Source organism: Marinovum sp. 2_MG-2023 (assembly GCF_030548265.1).
Classification (GTDB): Bacteria; Pseudomonadota; Alphaproteobacteria; order Rhodobacterales; family Rhodobacteraceae; genus Marinovum.
The window spans coordinates 45,211-63,018 of the sequence record NZ_JAUOSD010000020.1 but is presented as its reverse complement, the minus strand read 5'-3'; the positions used below and the strand labels follow the sequence as shown (position 1 = coordinate 63,018).

Below are 17,808 nucleotides of genomic sequence, written 5' to 3'. Positions count from 1 at the left end.
GATCTCCCTTAGTCTTTTGGGGGAGAGTGACATTCCTGAATTGCTCATGGGTGACATTTTAGCTTTGCGGCTACAGATACGCGCACCCCATAATCAGGGTTATGTTAAGTACGCCCAAAGCCAGACATGCGTCATCTCGGCGAACGCTTACCCCGCGCGCCGCATAAGATAGATATCCATCACCCAGCCATGCCGGGCGCGCAGGTCTTCTCGGGTTTTGATGATCTGGGCCCCGACCGCATCCAGTTGACCGGCGACCAGCCTCTCTTGCGGCATTGCCACGCAGCCGCCCCACCAGATCGAAATCCCCTCCGGGTCGAGCGTCTCAAACGCGCCACCGCTGTCCAGCACAACAACCACGGTCTCGGCTTCGGGCGGCCACCCTTGCGCGCGCAGTTGACGCCCGGTGAGGATCGTGACCGACCCACCCACCGTATTAAGCGGGATCGCATGTGCGGCGCATAACGCCTGAATCGAGGTGATGCCGGGGATCACACGTGGCTCTAGCGGCATCCGCCGCCCCAGCCGTTCGGCAATCCGCAGGCTGCTGTCATACAACATCGGATCGCCCCAGATCAGCAAGGCAACCCGCCCGCCTGGATTTTCCCCCAGCACTGTGCGGATCTGCTGTTCCCAGGATGCGGCAATGGCGTCATGCCACTGCGACACCCCGGTGCGATACGACGGGTTGTCGACATCACGCTGCGGCAGGTCGAATTCCACCACCTGTGTCTGTGCGTTGTCCAAATGGCGCGCCAAAAGATCGCGCCGCAAACCGGCGAGGTCGGTCTTTTCAGGCCCTTTCAACGGGATCAGGATCAGGTCAGCGGCATTCATCGCCTGTACGGCCTGGGCCGTGACGTGATCCGGGTTACCGGTTCCAATGCCGATCAGATCAAGTTCGATCATCGCAGTGTTTCCAAAGCCCGTACTCCCGAAAAAGGGGGCCGAAGCCCCCTTGGTGTCGTCTCAATCACATCTGGTGCTCAAGCAAAAAGCCGCGCGGTCACCCAGGCAGAGCCTTTCAGCCCTTGCAGCCGTTTTGCAGCGGCCAGAACGGCCAGATCGACCAGCGGCTCCAGCAGGATCACCAGCATGTAAGCCGCGCCAAATGCCATCACCTGGCCAACTTCGGCAAAGCCCTGACCATAAACGGCCCAGAACGCCACCCAGGCCACAATACCACCTTGGTAAGCGGTCGAAAGCGCCAGCGCCTGGCTGTACTTCAGGTCAACATATGCGGTGCCCGGCGCGATCAGACGCCGCGCGAGATATTGCAAGCCGAACAGCGGCACCAGCAGCGTGGTCACGTTCATTCCGTATTGCGGCAGGTCGAACTGGGCAAACACAATGCCCTGAATCAACAGCCCCAGCGCCAGGCCGATCGCGGCCGGCGCGGCGCCCAACATCAGGAACAGGGTCGAGCCAAGGATCAGGTGCACTTCTGACACGCCAACCGGGTAATGCGGCAGGATCTGGAAAAACACCAACACTGCCGCCGTCGCCACAACCGTGCGCAACGCGAGCGAGCCCAGCCCCTGCTGGCGCACCGCGTCAAAGGCGGTCTTGAGCGTATAAAGCCCCGCGGTTGTCGCGGTTGCGTAGCTGAGGATGAGTTTGGCGCCCGTAACGACGCCGGGTTCGATGTGCATGTCTTTGATCTCCTTGCCGTCACACCCGACGGCGGGTTGAAATAATCCGATGGCCGGTTTCCTGGCTCGCGGGTCGAGGCAACGCTCTACCTTCCCAGAGGGCATCTCCCCCCAGTGGTCTTTCAGAACGCGCTCTCCGCATACAGTCGCGGGGGCGGCCGGGGCTTTGGGTGCCGCAACTTGGTCCACCCTTCCCCGTTCCCGATTGAGCCCTGCGCTTTGCGCATGTCTGGGCACCAAACAGGGGTTCAGATAGACGTGAGCCGGCCCGCCAAGTCAAGCCCCGCATGTCGCCAACGCCGCTTTCGTTTCGGCCAATGGGCCATAAAGGATCACCGCCGGCTGGTCGGGACGCGCCTGGGCAAGCTGCTTGGCCAGTGTCGCAACCGTGCTGCGATGCAGGCGTTGTTCGGGATGGCCGACGGCCTCGGCCAGCAGGGCCGGCGTTTCCGGCGGCAGACCGTGGGCAATCAGACCGGCCGCCAGTTTGGGAAAGGTGCGTTTCCCCATGTAAACCACTGTTGTGGCTTCGGAATCTGCCAGCGCGGGCCAATTCAGCGTCTCGGGCAATTCGCCCGTCACATCCGCCCCGGTCACAAATTGCACCCGCCGCGCGGTCAACCGCCGGGTCAATGGCAACCCCGCCGCTGCCGCCGCCGCACAGGCCGACGGCACGCCGGGAATGATTTCATAGGCAATTTCCGCGGCCTCCAGCGCAATCATCTCTTCTTCGAGACGCCCAAAAATTCCGCTATCCCCGGATTTCAACCGCACGACCCGCGCGCCGGTTCGGGCATGATCCACCAACAGACGGTTGACATGATCCTGCTTGACCGAGGGGCGGCGCGCCCGTTTGCCAACGGCAATCAGCTCGGCATTGGCCCCCGCATGGCTTAGGACCGGCCCCGAAGCCAGATCATCAAACAACACCACATCGGCGCGTTGCAACCGGTCCACCGCCTTGAGGGTCAGCAGGTCCGGGTCGCCCGCACCAGACGACACAAAGGAGACAAATGCGCTCATTGGCTGGCCTCGGCGATAAGATGAAAGAAGGTTCCGCTGACCTGACCACCGGCCGCAGCATGGCCCGAAGCCGCGCTTTTGCGTTGCGATCCGGTTTGCGCCACGACAAGGCCGTTGGCATCACGCACTTCGGCAAGCGGGGCATCCGGCTGGCTCAGGATACGGGCATAATGGAACTCATGCCCACGCAGGCGTGTGCCCACCTCGAACCCCGGCATTGGCGCAGAAAGCTCTGCCAGACGGTAGCCCAGGTTCATTTTGCGCTTGGCAAAACTGGTCTCAAGCCCCAGCAACCCCAGCATCTGGTGCCGCTGCCCCTGTGCATCGACCAGCCCGGCCCCCAGTGCCATATAGCCCCCGCATTCACCGTGGACGGCGCGGGTCTGGGCAAAACGGTGCAGACCGGACCGCAGCCGGTCATTGCCCGCCAGCCGCCCTGCGTGCAGTTCGGGATAGCCGCCCGGCAGCCAACAACAATCCGCGCTGTCATCCGGGACCTCATCCGCCAGCGGCGAAAACGGCAGGATCGTTGCGCCGGCGCTGCGCCAGCCCTCTATCAGATGCGGATAGACAAAGGAAAAGGCCGAATCCCGCGCCAGGGCAATACGTGCCCCGGGTGGGCGCGTTGGCGGCGGCGGCGCGCTGGCATGGCCCGCCCCGGACCGTGCCGCCGCAACAATCGCGTCCAGATCGCAATACTGCGACACGGCCTTGCCTGCCTCGCTCAGCAATCTTTCAAGATCTGCGGTTTCTTCGGCCTGCACCAGCCCAAGATGGCGCGAGGGCAGCTCGATCCCGACCTGACGCGGCAAAGCGCCCAGAACGGCAATCCCGGCCTGCGCAAACCCGGCCCGCACCAGCGTATCATGGCGCGGCGAGGCAACATTGTTCAACACCACCCCGGCGATGGGTACATCCGCGCGAAACCGTGCCAGGCCCTGCGCCACGGCGGCGGCGCTCTGGGCCTGTCCGGTCACATCAATTACCAGGATCACCGGCCAGCCCATCAGCGCGGCGATGTCGGCACTGGCCCCTGCGCCGGTTTCACCCGGCACCGCCACGCCGTCAAACAGCCCCATCGACCCTTCGGCCAGCGCAATATCGGCTGTCCGATCCGCCAGCGCATGCATGCGCTCTGCTGACATGGCCCAGCCATCCAGATTGAACGAGGCCCGCCCCGACGCCACGGTGTGAAAGGCCGGATCAATATAGTCGGGACCACATTTGAACGGCTGCACCGCCATGTCGCGCGCCCGCAGCGCCGCCATCAGCCCCAGCGTGAAGGTGGTTTTCCCCACGCCCGACGCCGCGCCGGAAATCACCAGACCGGGCGTCATGCGCCGGTCTCCGGAAAGCGGGGATCGGTGCCCACAGGACGGTAGCGGCGATCGTAATCCCCGGCATAAAGACGGCTCTCGGCAAAGTCCTCTGCCCCGATCGACCGGCCAACCAGGATCAGCGCCGTGCGCGCCATTTCGGCGCCGACGGCGGTTTCCAACGTGTCCAGGGTGGCATGCACCACCCGCTCATCCGGCCAGCTTGCGCGCCAGACCACCGCAACGGGACAGTCTGCGCCGTAATGCGGGCGCAATGTGGCGACCACCTTGTCCAGCACATGCACCGACAGATGGATCGCCAGCACAGCCCCGGTGCGGGCAAAGTTTTCCAGACTCTCTGCGGCGGGCATTGCGCTGGCGCGCCCCGATACCCGCGTCAACACCACCGATTGCACCACGCCCGGCAGGGTCAGCTCTGCGCCCAGCGTCGCCGCGGCGGCGGCAAAGCTGGGCACGCCGGGGGTGACGTCATAGGGGATGTCCAACCGGCGCAAGCGGCGCAATTGTTCGCCCATCGCCGACCAGACCGACAGATCCCCGGAATGCAGCCGCGCCACATCCTGACCCGCGCGATGCGCCTCGGCGATCAGATCTATGATCTCGTCCAGCGACAGCGGCGCGGTGTTGACGATCCGCGCGCCCGGCGGGCAATGCGCCAACAGCGCCTCGGGCACCAGCGACCCGGCATAAAGACAAACCGGGCTGGCCGCGATCAGATCGCGCCCCCGCAGGGTGATCAGATCCGCCGCCCCCGGTCCAGCCCCGATGAAATGCACCGTCATGTTGTCTCTCCTCGTGCGATTGCGACGCTGACGCCGCCAATAATCCTGCGTGTCTGACACAGCCGTGCGCCCGGTCCCGCCGCGATCAACGCCGCCGCTTCGGCCACGGACCCGGTGCCATAGGCGGCCAGCGCGGCCGATGATTGCGTGGGGGTTGCAACGCCGGCCACATCAACACCGATCACCGGCGCATCAGGCAGAAGGGCGGCCAGTGTCTGTGCCTTGGCCCTGGCTGTGGCGACACCATCGACCGGTCTGGCCTGATCTGCCGGTCCGGCCTGTGCCCCGACCTCGGCCAAAGCCGCAGCCAGGGCCGCAGTCAAAGCCGTTGTCAGGGCCTCGGCACTTACGGATTTGCGAAACCCAAGCCCGACGAACAAACCCGGCTCCGTCATCGCGTCACCGCCCATTGCACCAGCGGACGTGCATTGACCCAGCCACGCAACCGCCCCAAGGGCGCGGCCTGGGCAATGTCAATCCGGGTCAGCGTCCCGCCATGCTGTGCCTGCATTGCCAGCAACAGGGTTTCGGTTTCCAGCGTGACCGCATTGACGACAAGCCGGGCACCGGGCATCAAATAGCCCCAAAGCGCGGCAAACAGATCCGCCGAGCCGCCACCGCCGACAAAAATCGCATCCGGCGTCGGCAGATCGTGGCTCAGCACCTCTGGCGCGCGGCCCTGAAGCAGGGTGATCTGCCGCGACAAGGCAAAAGTCGCAATATTGGCACGGATATTGGCGCACCGTTCGGCGCGCGGCTCAATCGTGAGCGCATGACCACCCGCCAGCGCCCATTCAACCGACACCGACCCGGAACCACCGCCGATGTCCCACAGCATCTCGCCGGGTCGCGGGGCAAGCGCTGCAAGGGTCAGCGCACGTTGCGGTGATTTTGTAATCTGCCCGTCATGGTGAAACAGATGCTCGCCCCGGCCCGGCACACCGGATAGCCCGATCCCGCGCACAAGATCGGCCCCATCCAGCGCAACAGCCACCGGCGCGGCAATCCCGTCGAGCTGAAAGTCATCTGCGCGGGTCTGGCGGTGGCGCTCCTTTGGACCGCCAAGCCGTTCGAGCACATGCATCCGCACCGCGCCAAACCCCGCCGCTGTCAGCCATTGCGCCAATGCGTCTGGCGCCGCCTCATCCCGCAGGGTGGCCAGGATCTTTGCACTGCGATGCAGCACCGTAGATAGGGCGGTGAACTCTGCCGCATGCAGGGCCAGAGCACGGGTCTCTTCGACCCGCCAACCCAGGCGCGCACAGGCCAGCGACACCACACCCGCCACCGGATGGGCGCGCCATTCGTCGGGGGCCAGCCGCTGCGCAAGCATACTGCCGGCGCCAAACCAGAACGGATCCCCCGAGGCCAGCACCACCACAGGCTGTCCGCGCAATGCCAGCACCGGCGCCAGATCAAACGGCACCGGCCAGGGCCGACCGCGCGTGCCGGCCTGCACCAGATCAAGATGGCGCGGCCCGCCAAAGATCACCTGTGCCTGCGCAATTGCATCGCGGCTTGCATCCGACAGCCCGCACAGGCCATCTTCGCCCAGACCGATCACATTCAGCCAAGGATCAGACATGACCCGCCTCTTGCTGCTTGGCGGCACCAGCGAAGCCAGCCAGCTGGCCCGCCGTCTTGCCGACACGCCGATCCCGGCGACCTTCTCTTATGCCGGACGCACATTGGCCCCGGCGGCCCAGCCGCTGCCAACGCGCATCGGCGGATTTGGCGGCAGCGCCGGGCTGGCCGCCTATATCCGCGCCCAAAAGATCAGCCATGTGATCGACGCGACGCATCCCTTTGCCGCCCGGATCAGCCAGAACGCGATTGCCGCCTGTGCCGAGACCGGCACGCCTTTGCTGGGTTTTGAACGTGCGCCGTGGCAACCGGGTGCCGGGGATCGCTGGCGGCATGTCCAAAGCGTGCAGGACGCGCCAAGCGCCCTGCCGCCGCCACAGACACAGCCCCCCGCGCGGGTGTTCCTTGCCATCGGCAAGCAGCAGCTTGATCTGTTTGCCGCGCAGACGCATCACCACTACCTTGTGCGGTTGGTGGATCCACCCGCCGCGCCCCTGCCCTTGCGCCATGCCGAGGTTGTCATCGCCCGCGGCCCCTTTACCGAGGCCGACGACAGCGCCCTGTTGCGCCGTCATGCGATCAGCCACATCGTGGCAAAGAATTCCGGCGGCACCGGTGCCGAGGCCAAGTTGCTGGCGGCGCGGGTGTTGGGGATCGAGGTCATCATGATAGACCGCCCCGACCTGCCTGCGCGCGCCACCTGCGACACGACGGCGGGGGTCTTTGAGTGGTTGCGCGATCATGGGGTGACCCCGGACAATGTGGCCCCGCGCGGCGTATAGACCCAATCGCCGGTGCGGCGCGTGGCGCTGTTGCCGACAAGAACCACCGTGCGCATATCCGCCATATCCGGTGTCGCCTGATCGAGGGTGACAACCTGCACCGTCTCCTGTGCGGTCGACACCGCCCGCGCAAAGATGATCAGCCGATCCGGCCCGCATTCCTCGCGCAGGATGTCCAGCACCCGAGCAAATTGATGCGGGCGGGCCTTGGATCGCGGGTTGTAAAACGCCATCGCGAAATCACCCCGCGCCGCATGGCGCAGGCGATGTTCAACCAGCGCAAAAGGCTTGAGATTGTCGCTGAGGTTGATTGCACAGAAATCATGGCCCAGCGGTGCCCCGACCCGCGCCGCCGCCGCCAGCATTGCGGTGATGCCCGGCAGAATACGGATCTCGGTCTGCGCGGCCTCCGGGCTGGCCTCTACCTGTTCGAACAGCGCCGAGGCCATGGCAAACACCCCCGGATCACCCGAAGACACAATCACCACGCGCAGCCCCTGCGCCGCCATCTCCAGCGCATGACGGGCGCGGTCCAGCTCGACCCGGTTGTCAGAGCTGTGCAACCGCAACCCCGGACGGGGCGCTATGCGGGCGACATAGGGAATATAACCCACAATATCCGTGGCTTGATCCAGCGCGGCGCGCACCTCTGGCGTCACCAGATCCTCTGCCCCCGGTCCCAGCCCGGCCACAACCACCCAGCCGCTCATTGCGCGGCCTCGACCAGGGTTGGACGGCGGCCATGACCATGCACCAACACGATTGCAAAATACGGGCAATCGCCTTCGTCGGTGTCGATCAGCCGCGCGATGCGTTGATCGGGCATTGTGCCGCGCTCGACCAGCCAGGCCTGTGACAGCCGCCCGGCGCGGTCCAGCGCGCGCTTGATCTTTGGCAGATTACGGCCGGTTTTCATCACCACCACTGCATCGGCCCCCTGCATCTGGGCGGCCAATTGATCTTCTGACATCGACCCCATGAGCACGGACATTACGTCGTCGCCCCATGTCATCGGCTCGCCAATCGCGGTCCAACAGCCCGTCATGCCCGTGATGCCGGGGATCACTTCGATCTCCAACCGGTCGCGCAGGCGGGTGTAAAGATGCATGAACGAGCCGTAGAAAAACGGATCACCCTCACATAACACCACCACATCGCGGTCTTGCGCCAGCGTGGTCAGCCGCGCCGCCCAGTCATCATAGAACCTTGCCAGCAGCTGGTTGTATTCCGGGCTGTCAAATGGGATTTCGGTGGTGACAGGATATTCCATCGCATGTTCACGAACAGCGGTGGGCAGCATCCCCTCGACAATCCGGCGGGCCTGGCCAAATCGCCCTTTCTTGCGAAAATAGGCGATATCGCTGGCACCACGCACTGCGCGGTCGGCGCGGCGTGACATCAGGTCGGGATCGCCCGGCCCAAGACCGGCACAGATAATACGTCCCATGTCGCTTACTCCTTGCGCGAGGCCAGCGCATTCAGCGCCGCCACTGTGATGGCCGAACCGCCAAGCCGCCCCTGCACAATCACCGCAGGCACCGGCGGGGCCGCGATCAATGCGGCCTTGGATTCCGCCGCGCCGACAAATCCGACCGGACAGCCGATGATCGCCGCCGGACGTGGACACGCCGGATCTTCCAGCATGTTGAGCAGATGAAACAGCGCTGTCGGGGCATTGCCGATGGCCACCACCGCCCCCGCCAGATGCGGGCGCCACAGCTCCAGCGCGGCGGCCGACCGGGTATTGCCCATGTCGCGCGCACGTGTGGGCACCTCTGGGTCATGCAGGGTACAGATCACCGGATTGTCGGCAGGCAGGCGCGCGCGCGTGATCCCCTCGCTGACCATACGGGCGTCGCACAGGATCGGCGCCCCACGTTCCAGCGCGGCACGGGCCGCAATCGCCATGCCGGGGCTGAACCGCACATCACGTTCCAATCCGACCAGCCCCGCCGCATGGATCATGCGCACGACCACCGGCTCTTCTTCGGGCGTGAACCGGGCCAGATCGGCCTCGGCGCGGATGGTGGCAAAGGATTGCGCATAGATCGTTGCGCCATCCGTTTCATAAACATGGGCCATCACGAAAACTCCGGTAATTGCAGGATATCAGGGGTCGTCAGCCCGTGTCGGACCGGCGTGTCACCCGCGCGCGCGCCCCGGACCAGATCAACCCCCGCAGGGGTGGCAACAAGTGTCAGATCGGCGTGCCCCGGCCCGGCACAGCCTTTGGTACAGCCAGACAGATGCAGAACCTTGTCCGAGGCCAGATTGGGCACAAGGCGGCGGGCAAGCGCACGCACATCCCCCTGCCCCTGCAAACACCCCGGCGCGCCGGTACAGGCAAAGACACGCAGCCGCGGATCGCCCGGATCGGTGATCAGACCGCCCAGATCGGGGCACAGTGGCATTGCGCGCAAGCCCTCGATCAGCAGCATCCGCCACGGCGTCAGACGCAGCGGGCCAAGCGCCGCCAGCCGGTCCAGCGTGTCGGCATGCAGCAGGCCAAATTCCAATCCCACCAACGCGCCCTGCGGGACCAGCCCCGGCACAACAGGCGCATTCGCAATCATTGGCGCGGGCGCGGGGGTGTGGGTGGGACGCAGCGCCGCGTCGGGGCGTGCGCCGCGCGCGATCACCTGTGCCATACGGCCCCTGCCGTCACAAAGCCCCCCGACCTCGACAAACCAGCGCGCCAAATCGCACATCGCTTCTGGCGCTTGCGCCTCGGTGACGGCTGCGCCCAGCTCCAGCCCGGTTGCACGCAGGATCAAACCGCCATCGGCACCACGTTCAAGCCGGATGTCAGCCGAAATATCGCGCATGACCGGGGCCGGCCCGGAATCCAGCATGAAGCCGAATTTATGCGACAGATCCGGCACCGTGACCAATGCGCGCCGCAGCGCGTCAGCCAGCGCATAGGTCGCCGCATCCGCGAAAGGCGTGACAAGGATGTTGCGCGGCACCTGCGTGTCTTCGGAACCCTCTGGTTCGATCAGCCCCAGTGGCACCAGCGCGTCAATCAGCGCCGCATGGTTTTCTGTGCGCACCCCGCGCAGTTGCAGATTGGCGCGGGCGGGCAAGTCGATCATGCCGTTGCCGAAGCGCCGCGCCGCGGCCGCAATGGCATGCGCCTGATCGCGGCTTAACCGATTGTTCCGTGGTCGCAGCCGCACCACCAGCCCATCACCGCTGGCCATTGGATGCCGCGCGCTGGGACAGCGGCCATAGATGCGCGCGGTCATGTGGCGCTCTCCAGCCGGGCGATGATCGAATTGCTCTGGGTGACCCAAAGACCGGCTTCGCGCAGGCGGCGAAACAGATCCTGCAGCGCGGCCAGCGCTTCGGGTGCGTCACGCGCCATGAACTCGACCACGGCGTCACGTCCCAACGTCGCCTCGAAATAGAGGTCAAACAGATGCGCCGGCACGGTCTGTGCCAGATGCGCAAAAGCGGCAAGGTGATCCAGCGTCGCCGCAATCTCGGCCCCGCCGCGAAACCCGTGCCGCATCATGCCCTCGGCCCAGGCCGGATCAGCGGCGCGGGCGCGGACAACGCGGGCGATCTCTTCGCTTTGGTTGCGGGCGCGCGGGCTGTCGGGGCGGGTGGCATCCAGATGATAAAGCGCCGGACGCGCCTGCCCGAGATTGGCCAGAGCGGCGGCAAACCCGCCCTCATGCGCGGCATAATCCGATGCCAGAAGCAGATCGGTTTCCGCCAGATCCTGCACATGCACGAAACTGTCCGCACCGCGCAAACGGGTCTCAAGCGCGTCACGATCGGGGCGCAGGCTGCCATCCTTGGCAATTGCATGGCTGGAGGCCGCGATCCATGCCTCGCCCGCCGCCAAACGCGCCTCTGGCGTGAAATCATCCAGCGCCGCCCCCATGTTCAGACCGTATTGGCCGGGGCGGGGCGCAAAGACACGCGCAATCCGCGTGGCATAGGGATTGTCCGCGCCGCTTTCCTCGCCCGCGACCAAACGGGCGGTCAGCGCCTCTGCCCCGGTTTCGAACAATTGCGCCAATCCGGGGAAAATATCGCGAAACAGCCCCGACACGCGCAGGGTGACGTCAATGCGCGGCCGCCCAAGCAAGGCCAGCGGGATCACCTCGACCCCGGTCACCCGCGCCGCCGCATCGTCCCAGACCGGCTTGAGCCCGGCAAGATGCAGCGCCATGGCGAATTCCTCGCCTGCGGTGCGCATCGTTGCCGACCCCCAAAGATCAACCACCAACCCCTGCGGCCAATCTCCGTGGTCCTGCAAATGTTTGCGCAGCAGCTCTTCGGCCAGTTTCACGCCCTGGGCATGGGCCGCACGGGACGGCACGGCCCGTGGATCGACGGAATACATGTTGCGCCCGGTCGGCAGCACCTCGCGGCGTCCACGCGCGGGACTGCCCGAAGGGCCGGCGGCCACCCGCCGCCCCGCCAGTGCGGTGAACACCCCGGCCAGCTCTTCTGTGCCACATTCCCCCTGGCCAAAGACATGCAGCCCGTCGCCGAACTGGCTCTCCTTGATGTCACAGACAAACCGGTCGACGCGGGTGATCACCTCGGCCGGGCTGGCGGCGGCAGGAATGCCAAGATCGGCGCTGACACCGCTGGCATCCGCCTCGTCACGGATGGCCCCGATCAGCCGCGTGCGCCGCGCCGGATCCAGCCCGTCGGCGGTGGAATATTCATCCAGCAGGCGTTCAAGCCGGGCCATCCCGACCGGCAGCTGCGCGGCACGCATCGGCGGCGGCATATGGCCCAATGTCACCGCGCCAATGCGCCGCTTGGCCTGTGCGGCCTCGCCGGGGTCATTCACGATAAACGGATAGACAACCGGCAAGGCCCCGATCAGCGCCTCTGGCCAACAGGTTGCCGACAGCGCCACCGATTTCCCCGGCAGCCATTCCAACGTGCCATGCGCGCCCATATGGATCAGCGCGTCGATCCCCATGGCGCGCAGCCAGAGGTAAAAAGCGACATAGCCATGGCGCGGCGTGCGGGCGAGATCGTGATAGATCTCTTCGCGATTGTCCTGCGCCCCGCGTTCGGGTTGCAGCGCCAACAGGACACCCCCCCGGTCAATCGCCGCAAAGCGAAAGGCCCCCGCGACACAGGCGGGGTCGTCTTCGGGCGCGCGCCAGACCGCGGTCAGGTCATCCCGCAATGCGCTCGGCAAAGCGTCCAGCGCGGCACGATAGGCGGCCAGCGGCCAGCTGATCTGCGCCGTGTCCAGATCGCGCGCCGCAGCGCCGGGGGTCACGGAATGCCCCTGATCCGCCAGCGCGGTCAGCACCCCGTCGCTTGAGGCCAGCGCATCCAGACCCACCGCATGCGCCATCTGCCAATCGCGCCCCGGATAGGTCGACAACACCAGTGCCAGTTTGCGCTGCGCCACCGGGGTTTGGCCCAGCCGATGCCAGGCGCAGATCCGATCCAGCGCGGCCGAAATCCGCGCGGGATCGGCACGATGGGCAAAGCGCGAATATTGCAGATCCGGGTCCCGCGCGCCGGGGGCCTTGAACGACACGACGCCCGCATGCAGCCGCCCGTCAACCTCGGGCAGGACAACATGCATCGCCAGATCAGACGGCGACAGCCCGCGTTCCGACTCTGCCCAGTCCTTGCGTTGCGCGGTCGAGAGTGCAACCTGAAACACCGGACAGCCATAACGATCAAAGGGCGTTGCGCCATCGGCCCCCTGCATCGAAAATGCGGTGGCATTCACCACCAGATCCGGCTGGCGTGACCCCAGCGCCGCATGCAGCCAATCCGCCATACCCGCCGCCTTTAGCGAGGTCGCGAAAACCCCATAGGCCTGAAACCCGCGCTGGTCCAAACCCGCGATCAAACCATCGACCGGCGCCATATCCGCCGCACTCAAGTATGACCGATAGAAACTGACCAGCGCCAGCGGTCGTTTGTCCTTGCCTCGGGGCTCCAACGTGTCGAGCGGGCCAAGATCGGGATGATAAAACCCCTGAGCCGGCAGGCGTTTGTCGCCGGACACCGGCCCGGCATAAAACCCGGAGGCCAACGCCATTTGCGCCAGCGCCGCCTGCGCCGCCACTGCGCCCCCCGCATCGCAAAGCGTCTTGAGCCGCCGCAGGGACGATACCGGCAGGGTCGACAGCGCATCAAGACGTGGATCGTCGCGGCCATCGGCGGGCAAAACCGCCAGCGCAATCCCCTTGCGCCGCGCCAGATCCTGAAGCGAGGCCAAGCCATAGGGCCAATAGGCCTCGCCGCCGATCAGACGCACCAGAATACCCTTGGCCCCGGCCAGCGTGGACTCGACATAGGTGTCCACCGAAACCGGATGGCGCAGCGCCACCAGATTGGCCAGCCGCAAACTGGGCAAGCCCCCATTGGCGCGATGCCAGCCCGCCGCGAAAGCCCCAAGATCACTGTCCGAAAAGGACAGCGCCACCAGATCGGCGGGGGTTTGCCCCAGATCCATGGGCGTCTCGGTCTCTTCCAGACCGTGGCTTTCGCGAAAGACGATATGCATCAGGCAGGCAGAGCCTGGCCCAGGGCCGTGCGGATCGCATCCGGGTCAAGATCGTCATGCTCGGCGATCACCACCAGCGCCGAGCGGCGCGGATCGCTGCCCCAGGGGCGGTCGAATTGATGACGGACCCGCGCGCCGACAGCCTGCACCAACAGCCGCATCGGCTTGCCCGCCACCGCCACATGGCCCTTGACGCGCAAAATCTTCTGCTCCTGCGCCAGACGTGCGATTGCCGCGACGAGGTGCTCTGGATCTTCGATCTCGCCCAGCTCGATCACCACGGTGTCGAAATCCTCGTGCTCGTGGTCATCGGTGCCATCATGGTGGCTGGGCCGGGCCGCCAGATCATCCTCGGCGGCGGCACCCAGACCCAGCACGACGTCGGGATCAATCACCCCTTCGGTCAGCGCCAGCATCGGCAACTTGCGTGGCGCCTCGGCCTCGATCACGGCGCGGGCCGCGGCCATACCGGCCTCTCCGGCCAGATCCGCCTTGGACAACAACACAAGATCGGCGCAATTGATCTGATCCTCGAACACTTCTGACAATGGCGTTTCGTGATCCAGACTGTCGTCAGCTTGCCGCTGCGCATCCACCGCCGCCACATCCGGTGCGAAACGCCCGCTTGCCACAGCTTCGGCATCGGCCAGGGCAATCACGCCGTCGACCGTGATCTGTGACCGGATCGCAGGCCAGTCAAACGCCTTGAGCAAAGGTTTGGGCAACGCCAGCCCAGAGGTCTCGATCAGGATATGATCCGGCTTCTGCGGCCGCGCCATCAGCGCCTCGATTGTGGGAATAAATTCATCCGCGACGGTGCAGCAGATACAGCCATTGGCCAGCTCAACGATGTTTTCGTCGGGGCAATTTTCATCAGCACATTGGCGCAAGATGTCGCCATCGACGCCAACGGTGCCAAATTCATTGACCAGAACGGCCAGCTTGCGCCCGCCCGCATTGGCCATCAGGTGGCGGATCAACGTGGTTTTCCCCGCGCCGAGAAAACCGGTGATGACTGTGACGGGAATCTTGGTCAGATCGGACATGATCTACTCCTGTGGATCGGGCTGTGCCAAAAGCGGCGGAATACGTGCGAGACTTTGTTTGCGAAAGATCACCGGGCGCTCACGCCAGGGCACCAAACCGTCGGCCGTGGCCGCATAGGCGGCGGATCCTTCCAGAATGTCGGCGGCGTTTTCGGGGCTCATATGGCTATAGACATAGCTCCACTTGCCCGGCGCCGAGAGCGCGACAGCACAGCCGTTCTTGCAGGCGGACAGGCATTCCACTGCGCGGATCTCTACCCCTTCGGGGCATTCAAGCGCCTCAAGCCTGTCGCGCAAATGCGCGCCCGGGCGGATGCCGTCCTCGGGGTCGGACCCTGCCTCTCGGCAGGTCACACAGACACTTAGAATGGCCGTCATCGCAACTTTCCCTCTGTAGGGCATCAGGGGAAAGTCCAGAGGATAAAACCGAGCGCACAAGACACACGACCAGAGTCACCCATCCGGTCGCAGAAACACCCCGTCTGCCCGTAAACATCAACGCTGGCAGGTCTCCCGGCTTGCGGATATCGGGGGGAGCCCCCATGGTCATCCACCTTCCCGGCCTGTGTGGGCCAGTGGCTTGGATGACCTCTCCGGTCACGGTCGCGGGGGCGGCTGCGCTTGGACGGGCGATCTTTCAAATCGCAAACCCTGTCGCATTCCCTCTTCGCCTGCCATAAGGACAGGAACCAACGTGCGCCCTGAGTGCGCGAGCGCATCCCTTTTGTCAAGCACGAGGACAGACCGTCATGCCCGACCAGACCGACAGCCCCGAAACTCTTGCCCGCCACAGCGCCAAAATGGCCAAGAAAAAGGCCGCGCGCGACAAGATCATGGCAAAGAAAGAAGGTGAGAAAGGGCTGATAATTGTCCACACCGGACCGGGAAAGGGCAAGTCTTCGTCCGGGTTTGGCATGATTCTGCGTTGTATCGCGCATGGCATGCCCTGCGCTGTTGTCCAATTCATCAAGGGCGCATGGGACACCGGCGAGCGCAGCCTGATCACCGGGCATTTTGGCGATCTCTGCCAGTTTTACGCAATGGGCGAAGGCTTCACCTGGGAAACCCAGGACCGCGCCCGCGACATCGCCGCCGCACAGGCCGGTTGGGAAAAGGCCAAGGAACTGATCCGTGACCCGGAAATCCGCATGGTGCTGCTGGACGAAATCAACATCGCGCTGCGCTATGACTATCTGTCGATCGACGAGGTCCTGACGTTCCTGCGCACAGAGAAACCGGAAATGACCCATGTTGTACTGACCGGCCGCAACGCGGCGGAACCCCTGATCGAGGCGGCCGATCTGGTGACTGAAATGACCCTCGTCAAACACCCGTTTCGATCCGGGATCAAAGCGCAGGCCGGCGTGGAATTCTAGGCGAAATATGGGGGCTCTGCCCCCGGCGCCCTGCGCCTCCCCCGGGATATTTTCACCAAGAAGAAAGTAAGGGTTTCTTAAGGATGAAATGCTCAAATGTCTCTGCGGTACAGGGAGGGATCCCGATGACCGCCCAAGGAGAAAGCACCGCGTCTCCCCCGGTTGTCCGGCCCGAGGCGCGGTGCCACACTTTGGCTTTCTTCTTGGAAAAAAATATCCCCGCCGGAGGCAATCCCGGCCTCTCCAAATGTCGCGGCGGGATCTGATGGGCGCGCTGATGCTGCAGGGCACGGGGTCAAACGTCGGCAAATCCATGCTGGTCGCGGGATTGTGTCGTGCGGCCCTGCGGCGCGGATTTTCGGTCGCTCCGTTCAAGCCGCAAAACATGTCCAACAACGCCGCCGTAACCGCGGATGGCGGCGAAATAGGGCGTGCGCAGGCCTTGCAGGCCCTGGCCTGCGGGATTGAACCCCTGACGGATATGAACCCGGTTCTGCTCAAGCCCGAAAGTGACACGGGCGCGCAGGTGGTGGTTCAGGGGCGGCATCTGACCACGGCACGGGCCCGCGATTACAGCGCGTTGAAGCCACAGTTGATGGGGGCGGTGCTGGAGAGTTTTGCCCGGTTGAAGGTGCGCCATGATCTGGTGATCGTGGAAGGCGCAGGCTCGCCCGCCGAGGTGAATTTGCGTGCCAATGACATCGCCAACATGGGCTTTGCCTGTGCCGCGGGGGTGCCTGTCGTTTTGGCTGGCGATATAGATCGCGGCGGGGTGATTGCACAGCTTGTCGGCACCCAGGCGATTTTGGACCCCGGCGACGCCGCGATGATCGCGGGATTTCTGATCAACAAATTTCGCGGCGATCCGACCCTGTTCGATGATGGCTATCGTCTGATCGCGGCGCGCACCGGGTGGCGCGGGTATGGCGTGCTGCCCTGGTTTTCGCAGGCGCATGTGCTGCCTGCCGAAGATGCTTTGGATCTGGCCCGTGCGCCAAAGCAGGGCGGGGTGAAAATCGCCTGTCTTATGCTGTCCCGGATCGCCAATTTTGATGATCTTGATCCGCTTGCCGGTGAGGCTGGTATTGATCTGGTGATGGTCCCGCCGGGCAGTGCAATTCCGGGCGACGCCCATCTGGTGATCCTGCCTGGCACGAAATCGACCCGTGCCGATCTGACATTTCTGCGCGCTCAGGGGTGGGATATTGATCTGATGGCCCATTACCGGCGTGGCGGGCATGTGTTGGGGATTTGTGGCGGTTATCAAATGCTGGGGCATGCCATCCGCGATCCCGAAGGGATCGAAGGGGCCCCCGGCGCGACCGAAGGCTTGGGTCTGTTGGATATCGAAACCGAGATGCAGCCCAACAAGCAATTGTCGCAGGTCACGGCGCGTCATGCGGCCTCGGGCCTTGCGGTCGAGGGGTATGAGATTCATATCGGACGTTCGGACGGTCCGGATCGCGCCCGGCCATTTGCCCATATCAACGGTGCGCCCGAAGGCGCGATTTCACCCTGCGGTCGGGTGACCGGCACCTATTTGCACGGGCTGTTTGTCGCGGATGCGTTTCGTGCGGCCTACCTTGGTGCCATTGGCATCGCCACCTCGGGTGACAGTCATCAGGGGCGGGTTGAGGCCGCGTTGGATGCGCTGGCCGATCATCTGGAGGCCCATTTGGATGTTGCGGGGCTGTTGGAACTGGCGCGCTGAACGGGTCAGG

The 17,808-nt window shown here is 64.8% G+C and carries 17 protein-coding genes and 2 riboswitches; of the genes, 3 read left to right on the top strand and 14 right to left on the bottom strand.

The window, feature by feature from the left end; translation table 11 throughout:
• Positions 1-147: 147 nt before the first annotated feature.
• The 7 genes from cobF to cbiE all read right to left on the bottom strand — a co-directional run bounded on the left by cobF (position 148) and on the right by cbiE (position 6,379).
• Positions 148-909 carry a precorrin-6A synthase (deacetylating) gene (gene cobF, locus Q4577_RS18840; protein ID WP_303471788.1) on the bottom strand — a complete coding sequence of 254 codons (762 nt, stop codon included), beginning with the start codon at positions 907-909 and terminating at the stop codon, positions 148-150.
• 77 nt (positions 910-986) lie between these two features.
• Complete coding sequence (locus Q4577_RS18835; RefSeq protein ID WP_303471786.1) at positions 987-1,652, bottom strand: energy-coupling factor ABC transporter permease; 666 nt, start codon at positions 1,650-1,652, stop codon at positions 987-989.
• Between the two features lie 33 nt (positions 1,653-1,685).
• Positions 1,686-1,908, bottom strand: a riboswitch (cobalamin riboswitch).
• Positions 1,909-1,928: 20 nt separating this feature from the next.
• The gene (gene cobA / locus Q4577_RS18830) at positions 1,929-2,675 is read right to left on the bottom strand and encodes a uroporphyrinogen-III C-methyltransferase (RefSeq protein WP_303471785.1); all 747 of its coding nucleotides are present in this window, start codon (positions 2,673-2,675) and stop codon (positions 1,929-1,931) included.
• Positions 2,672-4,012 carry a cobyrinate a,c-diamide synthase gene (locus Q4577_RS18825; RefSeq protein WP_303471784.1) on the bottom strand — a complete coding sequence of 447 codons (1,341 nt, stop codon included), beginning with the start codon at positions 4,010-4,012 and terminating at the stop codon, positions 2,672-2,674. Before Q4577_RS18825 ends, cobA begins: the two co-directional genes overlap by 4 nt.
• Positions 4,009-4,794 (bottom strand): precorrin-4 C(11)-methyltransferase, encoded by a 786-nt coding sequence (gene cobM, locus Q4577_RS18820; protein ID WP_303471783.1) that lies wholly within the window; start codon positions 4,792-4,794, stop codon positions 4,009-4,011. The genes Q4577_RS18825 and cobM overlap by 4 nt, the downstream gene beginning before the upstream one ends.
• Positions 4,791-5,189, bottom strand: coding sequence for a cobalamin biosynthesis protein (locus Q4577_RS18815; RefSeq protein WP_303471782.1), 399 nt, complete (start codon positions 5,187-5,189; stop codon positions 4,791-4,793). The genes cobM and Q4577_RS18815 overlap by 4 nt, the downstream gene beginning before the upstream one ends.
• Positions 5,186-6,379, bottom strand: a complete 1,194-nt coding sequence (gene cbiE, locus Q4577_RS18810; RefSeq protein ID WP_303471775.1) for a precorrin-6y C5,15-methyltransferase (decarboxylating) subunit CbiE — start codon at positions 6,377-6,379, stop codon at positions 5,186-5,188. Before cbiE ends, Q4577_RS18815 begins: the two co-directional genes overlap by 4 nt.
• Between cbiE and Q4577_RS18805 the strand changes: the two genes are divergently transcribed.
• A complete protein-coding gene (locus tag Q4577_RS18805) occupies positions 6,378-7,160 on the top strand; it encodes a cobalt-precorrin-6A reductase (protein ID WP_303471773.1) in 783 nt (260 codons plus the stop codon). The genes cbiE and Q4577_RS18805 overlap by 2 nt on opposite strands.
• On the opposite strand, the gene cobJ is transcribed toward Q4577_RS18805, so the two are convergent.
• From cobJ to Q4577_RS18770, 7 genes are read right to left on the bottom strand one after another with little or no spacing between them, the layout of a single operon-like run.
• Complete coding sequence (gene cobJ / locus Q4577_RS18800) at positions 7,118-7,870, bottom strand: precorrin-3B C(17)-methyltransferase (protein WP_303471771.1); 753 nt, start codon at positions 7,868-7,870, stop codon at positions 7,118-7,120. The genes Q4577_RS18805 and cobJ overlap by 43 nt on opposite strands.
• On the bottom strand, positions 7,867-8,607 hold the full coding sequence (locus tag Q4577_RS18795) for a precorrin-2 C(20)-methyltransferase (protein WP_303471769.1): 741 nt from the start codon (positions 8,605-8,607) through the stop codon (positions 7,867-7,869). The genes cobJ and Q4577_RS18795 overlap by 4 nt, the downstream gene beginning before the upstream one ends.
• 5 nt (positions 8,608-8,612) lie before the next feature.
• Positions 8,613-9,242 carry a precorrin-8X methylmutase gene (locus Q4577_RS18790; protein WP_303471767.1) on the bottom strand — a complete coding sequence of 210 codons (630 nt, stop codon included), beginning with the start codon at positions 9,240-9,242 and terminating at the stop codon, positions 8,613-8,615.
• Positions 9,242-10,405 (bottom strand): precorrin-3B synthase, encoded by a 1,164-nt coding sequence (gene cobG, locus Q4577_RS18785; RefSeq protein ID WP_303471765.1) that lies wholly within the window; start codon positions 10,403-10,405, stop codon positions 9,242-9,244. Before cobG ends, Q4577_RS18790 begins: the two co-directional genes overlap by 1 nt.
• On the bottom strand, positions 10,402-13,665 hold the full coding sequence (gene cobN, locus Q4577_RS18780) for a cobaltochelatase subunit CobN (RefSeq protein ID WP_303471762.1): 3,264 nt from the start codon (positions 13,663-13,665) through the stop codon (positions 10,402-10,404). The genes cobG and cobN overlap by 4 nt, the downstream gene beginning before the upstream one ends.
• Positions 13,665-14,711, bottom strand: coding sequence for a cobalamin biosynthesis protein CobW (cobW, locus tag Q4577_RS18775; protein ID WP_303471759.1), 1,047 nt, complete (start codon positions 14,709-14,711; stop codon positions 13,665-13,667). Before cobW ends, cobN begins: the two co-directional genes overlap by 1 nt.
• Before the next feature lie 3 nt (positions 14,712-14,714).
• The gene (locus Q4577_RS18770; protein WP_303471756.1) at positions 14,715-15,089 is read right to left on the bottom strand and encodes a DUF1636 domain-containing protein; all 375 of its coding nucleotides are present in this window, start codon (positions 15,087-15,089) and stop codon (positions 14,715-14,717) included.
• Positions 15,090-15,196: 107 nt separating this feature from the next.
• Positions 15,197-15,420, bottom strand: a riboswitch (cobalamin riboswitch).
• A gap of 40 nt (positions 15,421-15,460) precedes the next feature.
• Here Q4577_RS18770 and cobO point away from each other — a divergent pair.
• The gene (gene cobO, locus Q4577_RS18765) at positions 15,461-16,087 is read left to right on the top strand and encodes a cob(I)yrinic acid a,c-diamide adenosyltransferase (protein ID WP_244691161.1); all 627 of its coding nucleotides are present in this window, start codon (positions 15,461-15,463) and stop codon (positions 16,085-16,087) included.
• A 265-nt stretch (positions 16,088-16,352) separates the two neighbouring features.
• Positions 16,353-17,798 carry a cobyric acid synthase gene (locus tag Q4577_RS18760; protein WP_303471752.1) on the top strand — a complete coding sequence of 482 codons (1,446 nt, stop codon included), beginning with the start codon at positions 16,353-16,355 and terminating at the stop codon, positions 17,796-17,798.
• Positions 17,799-17,808 lie beyond the last annotated feature (10 nt).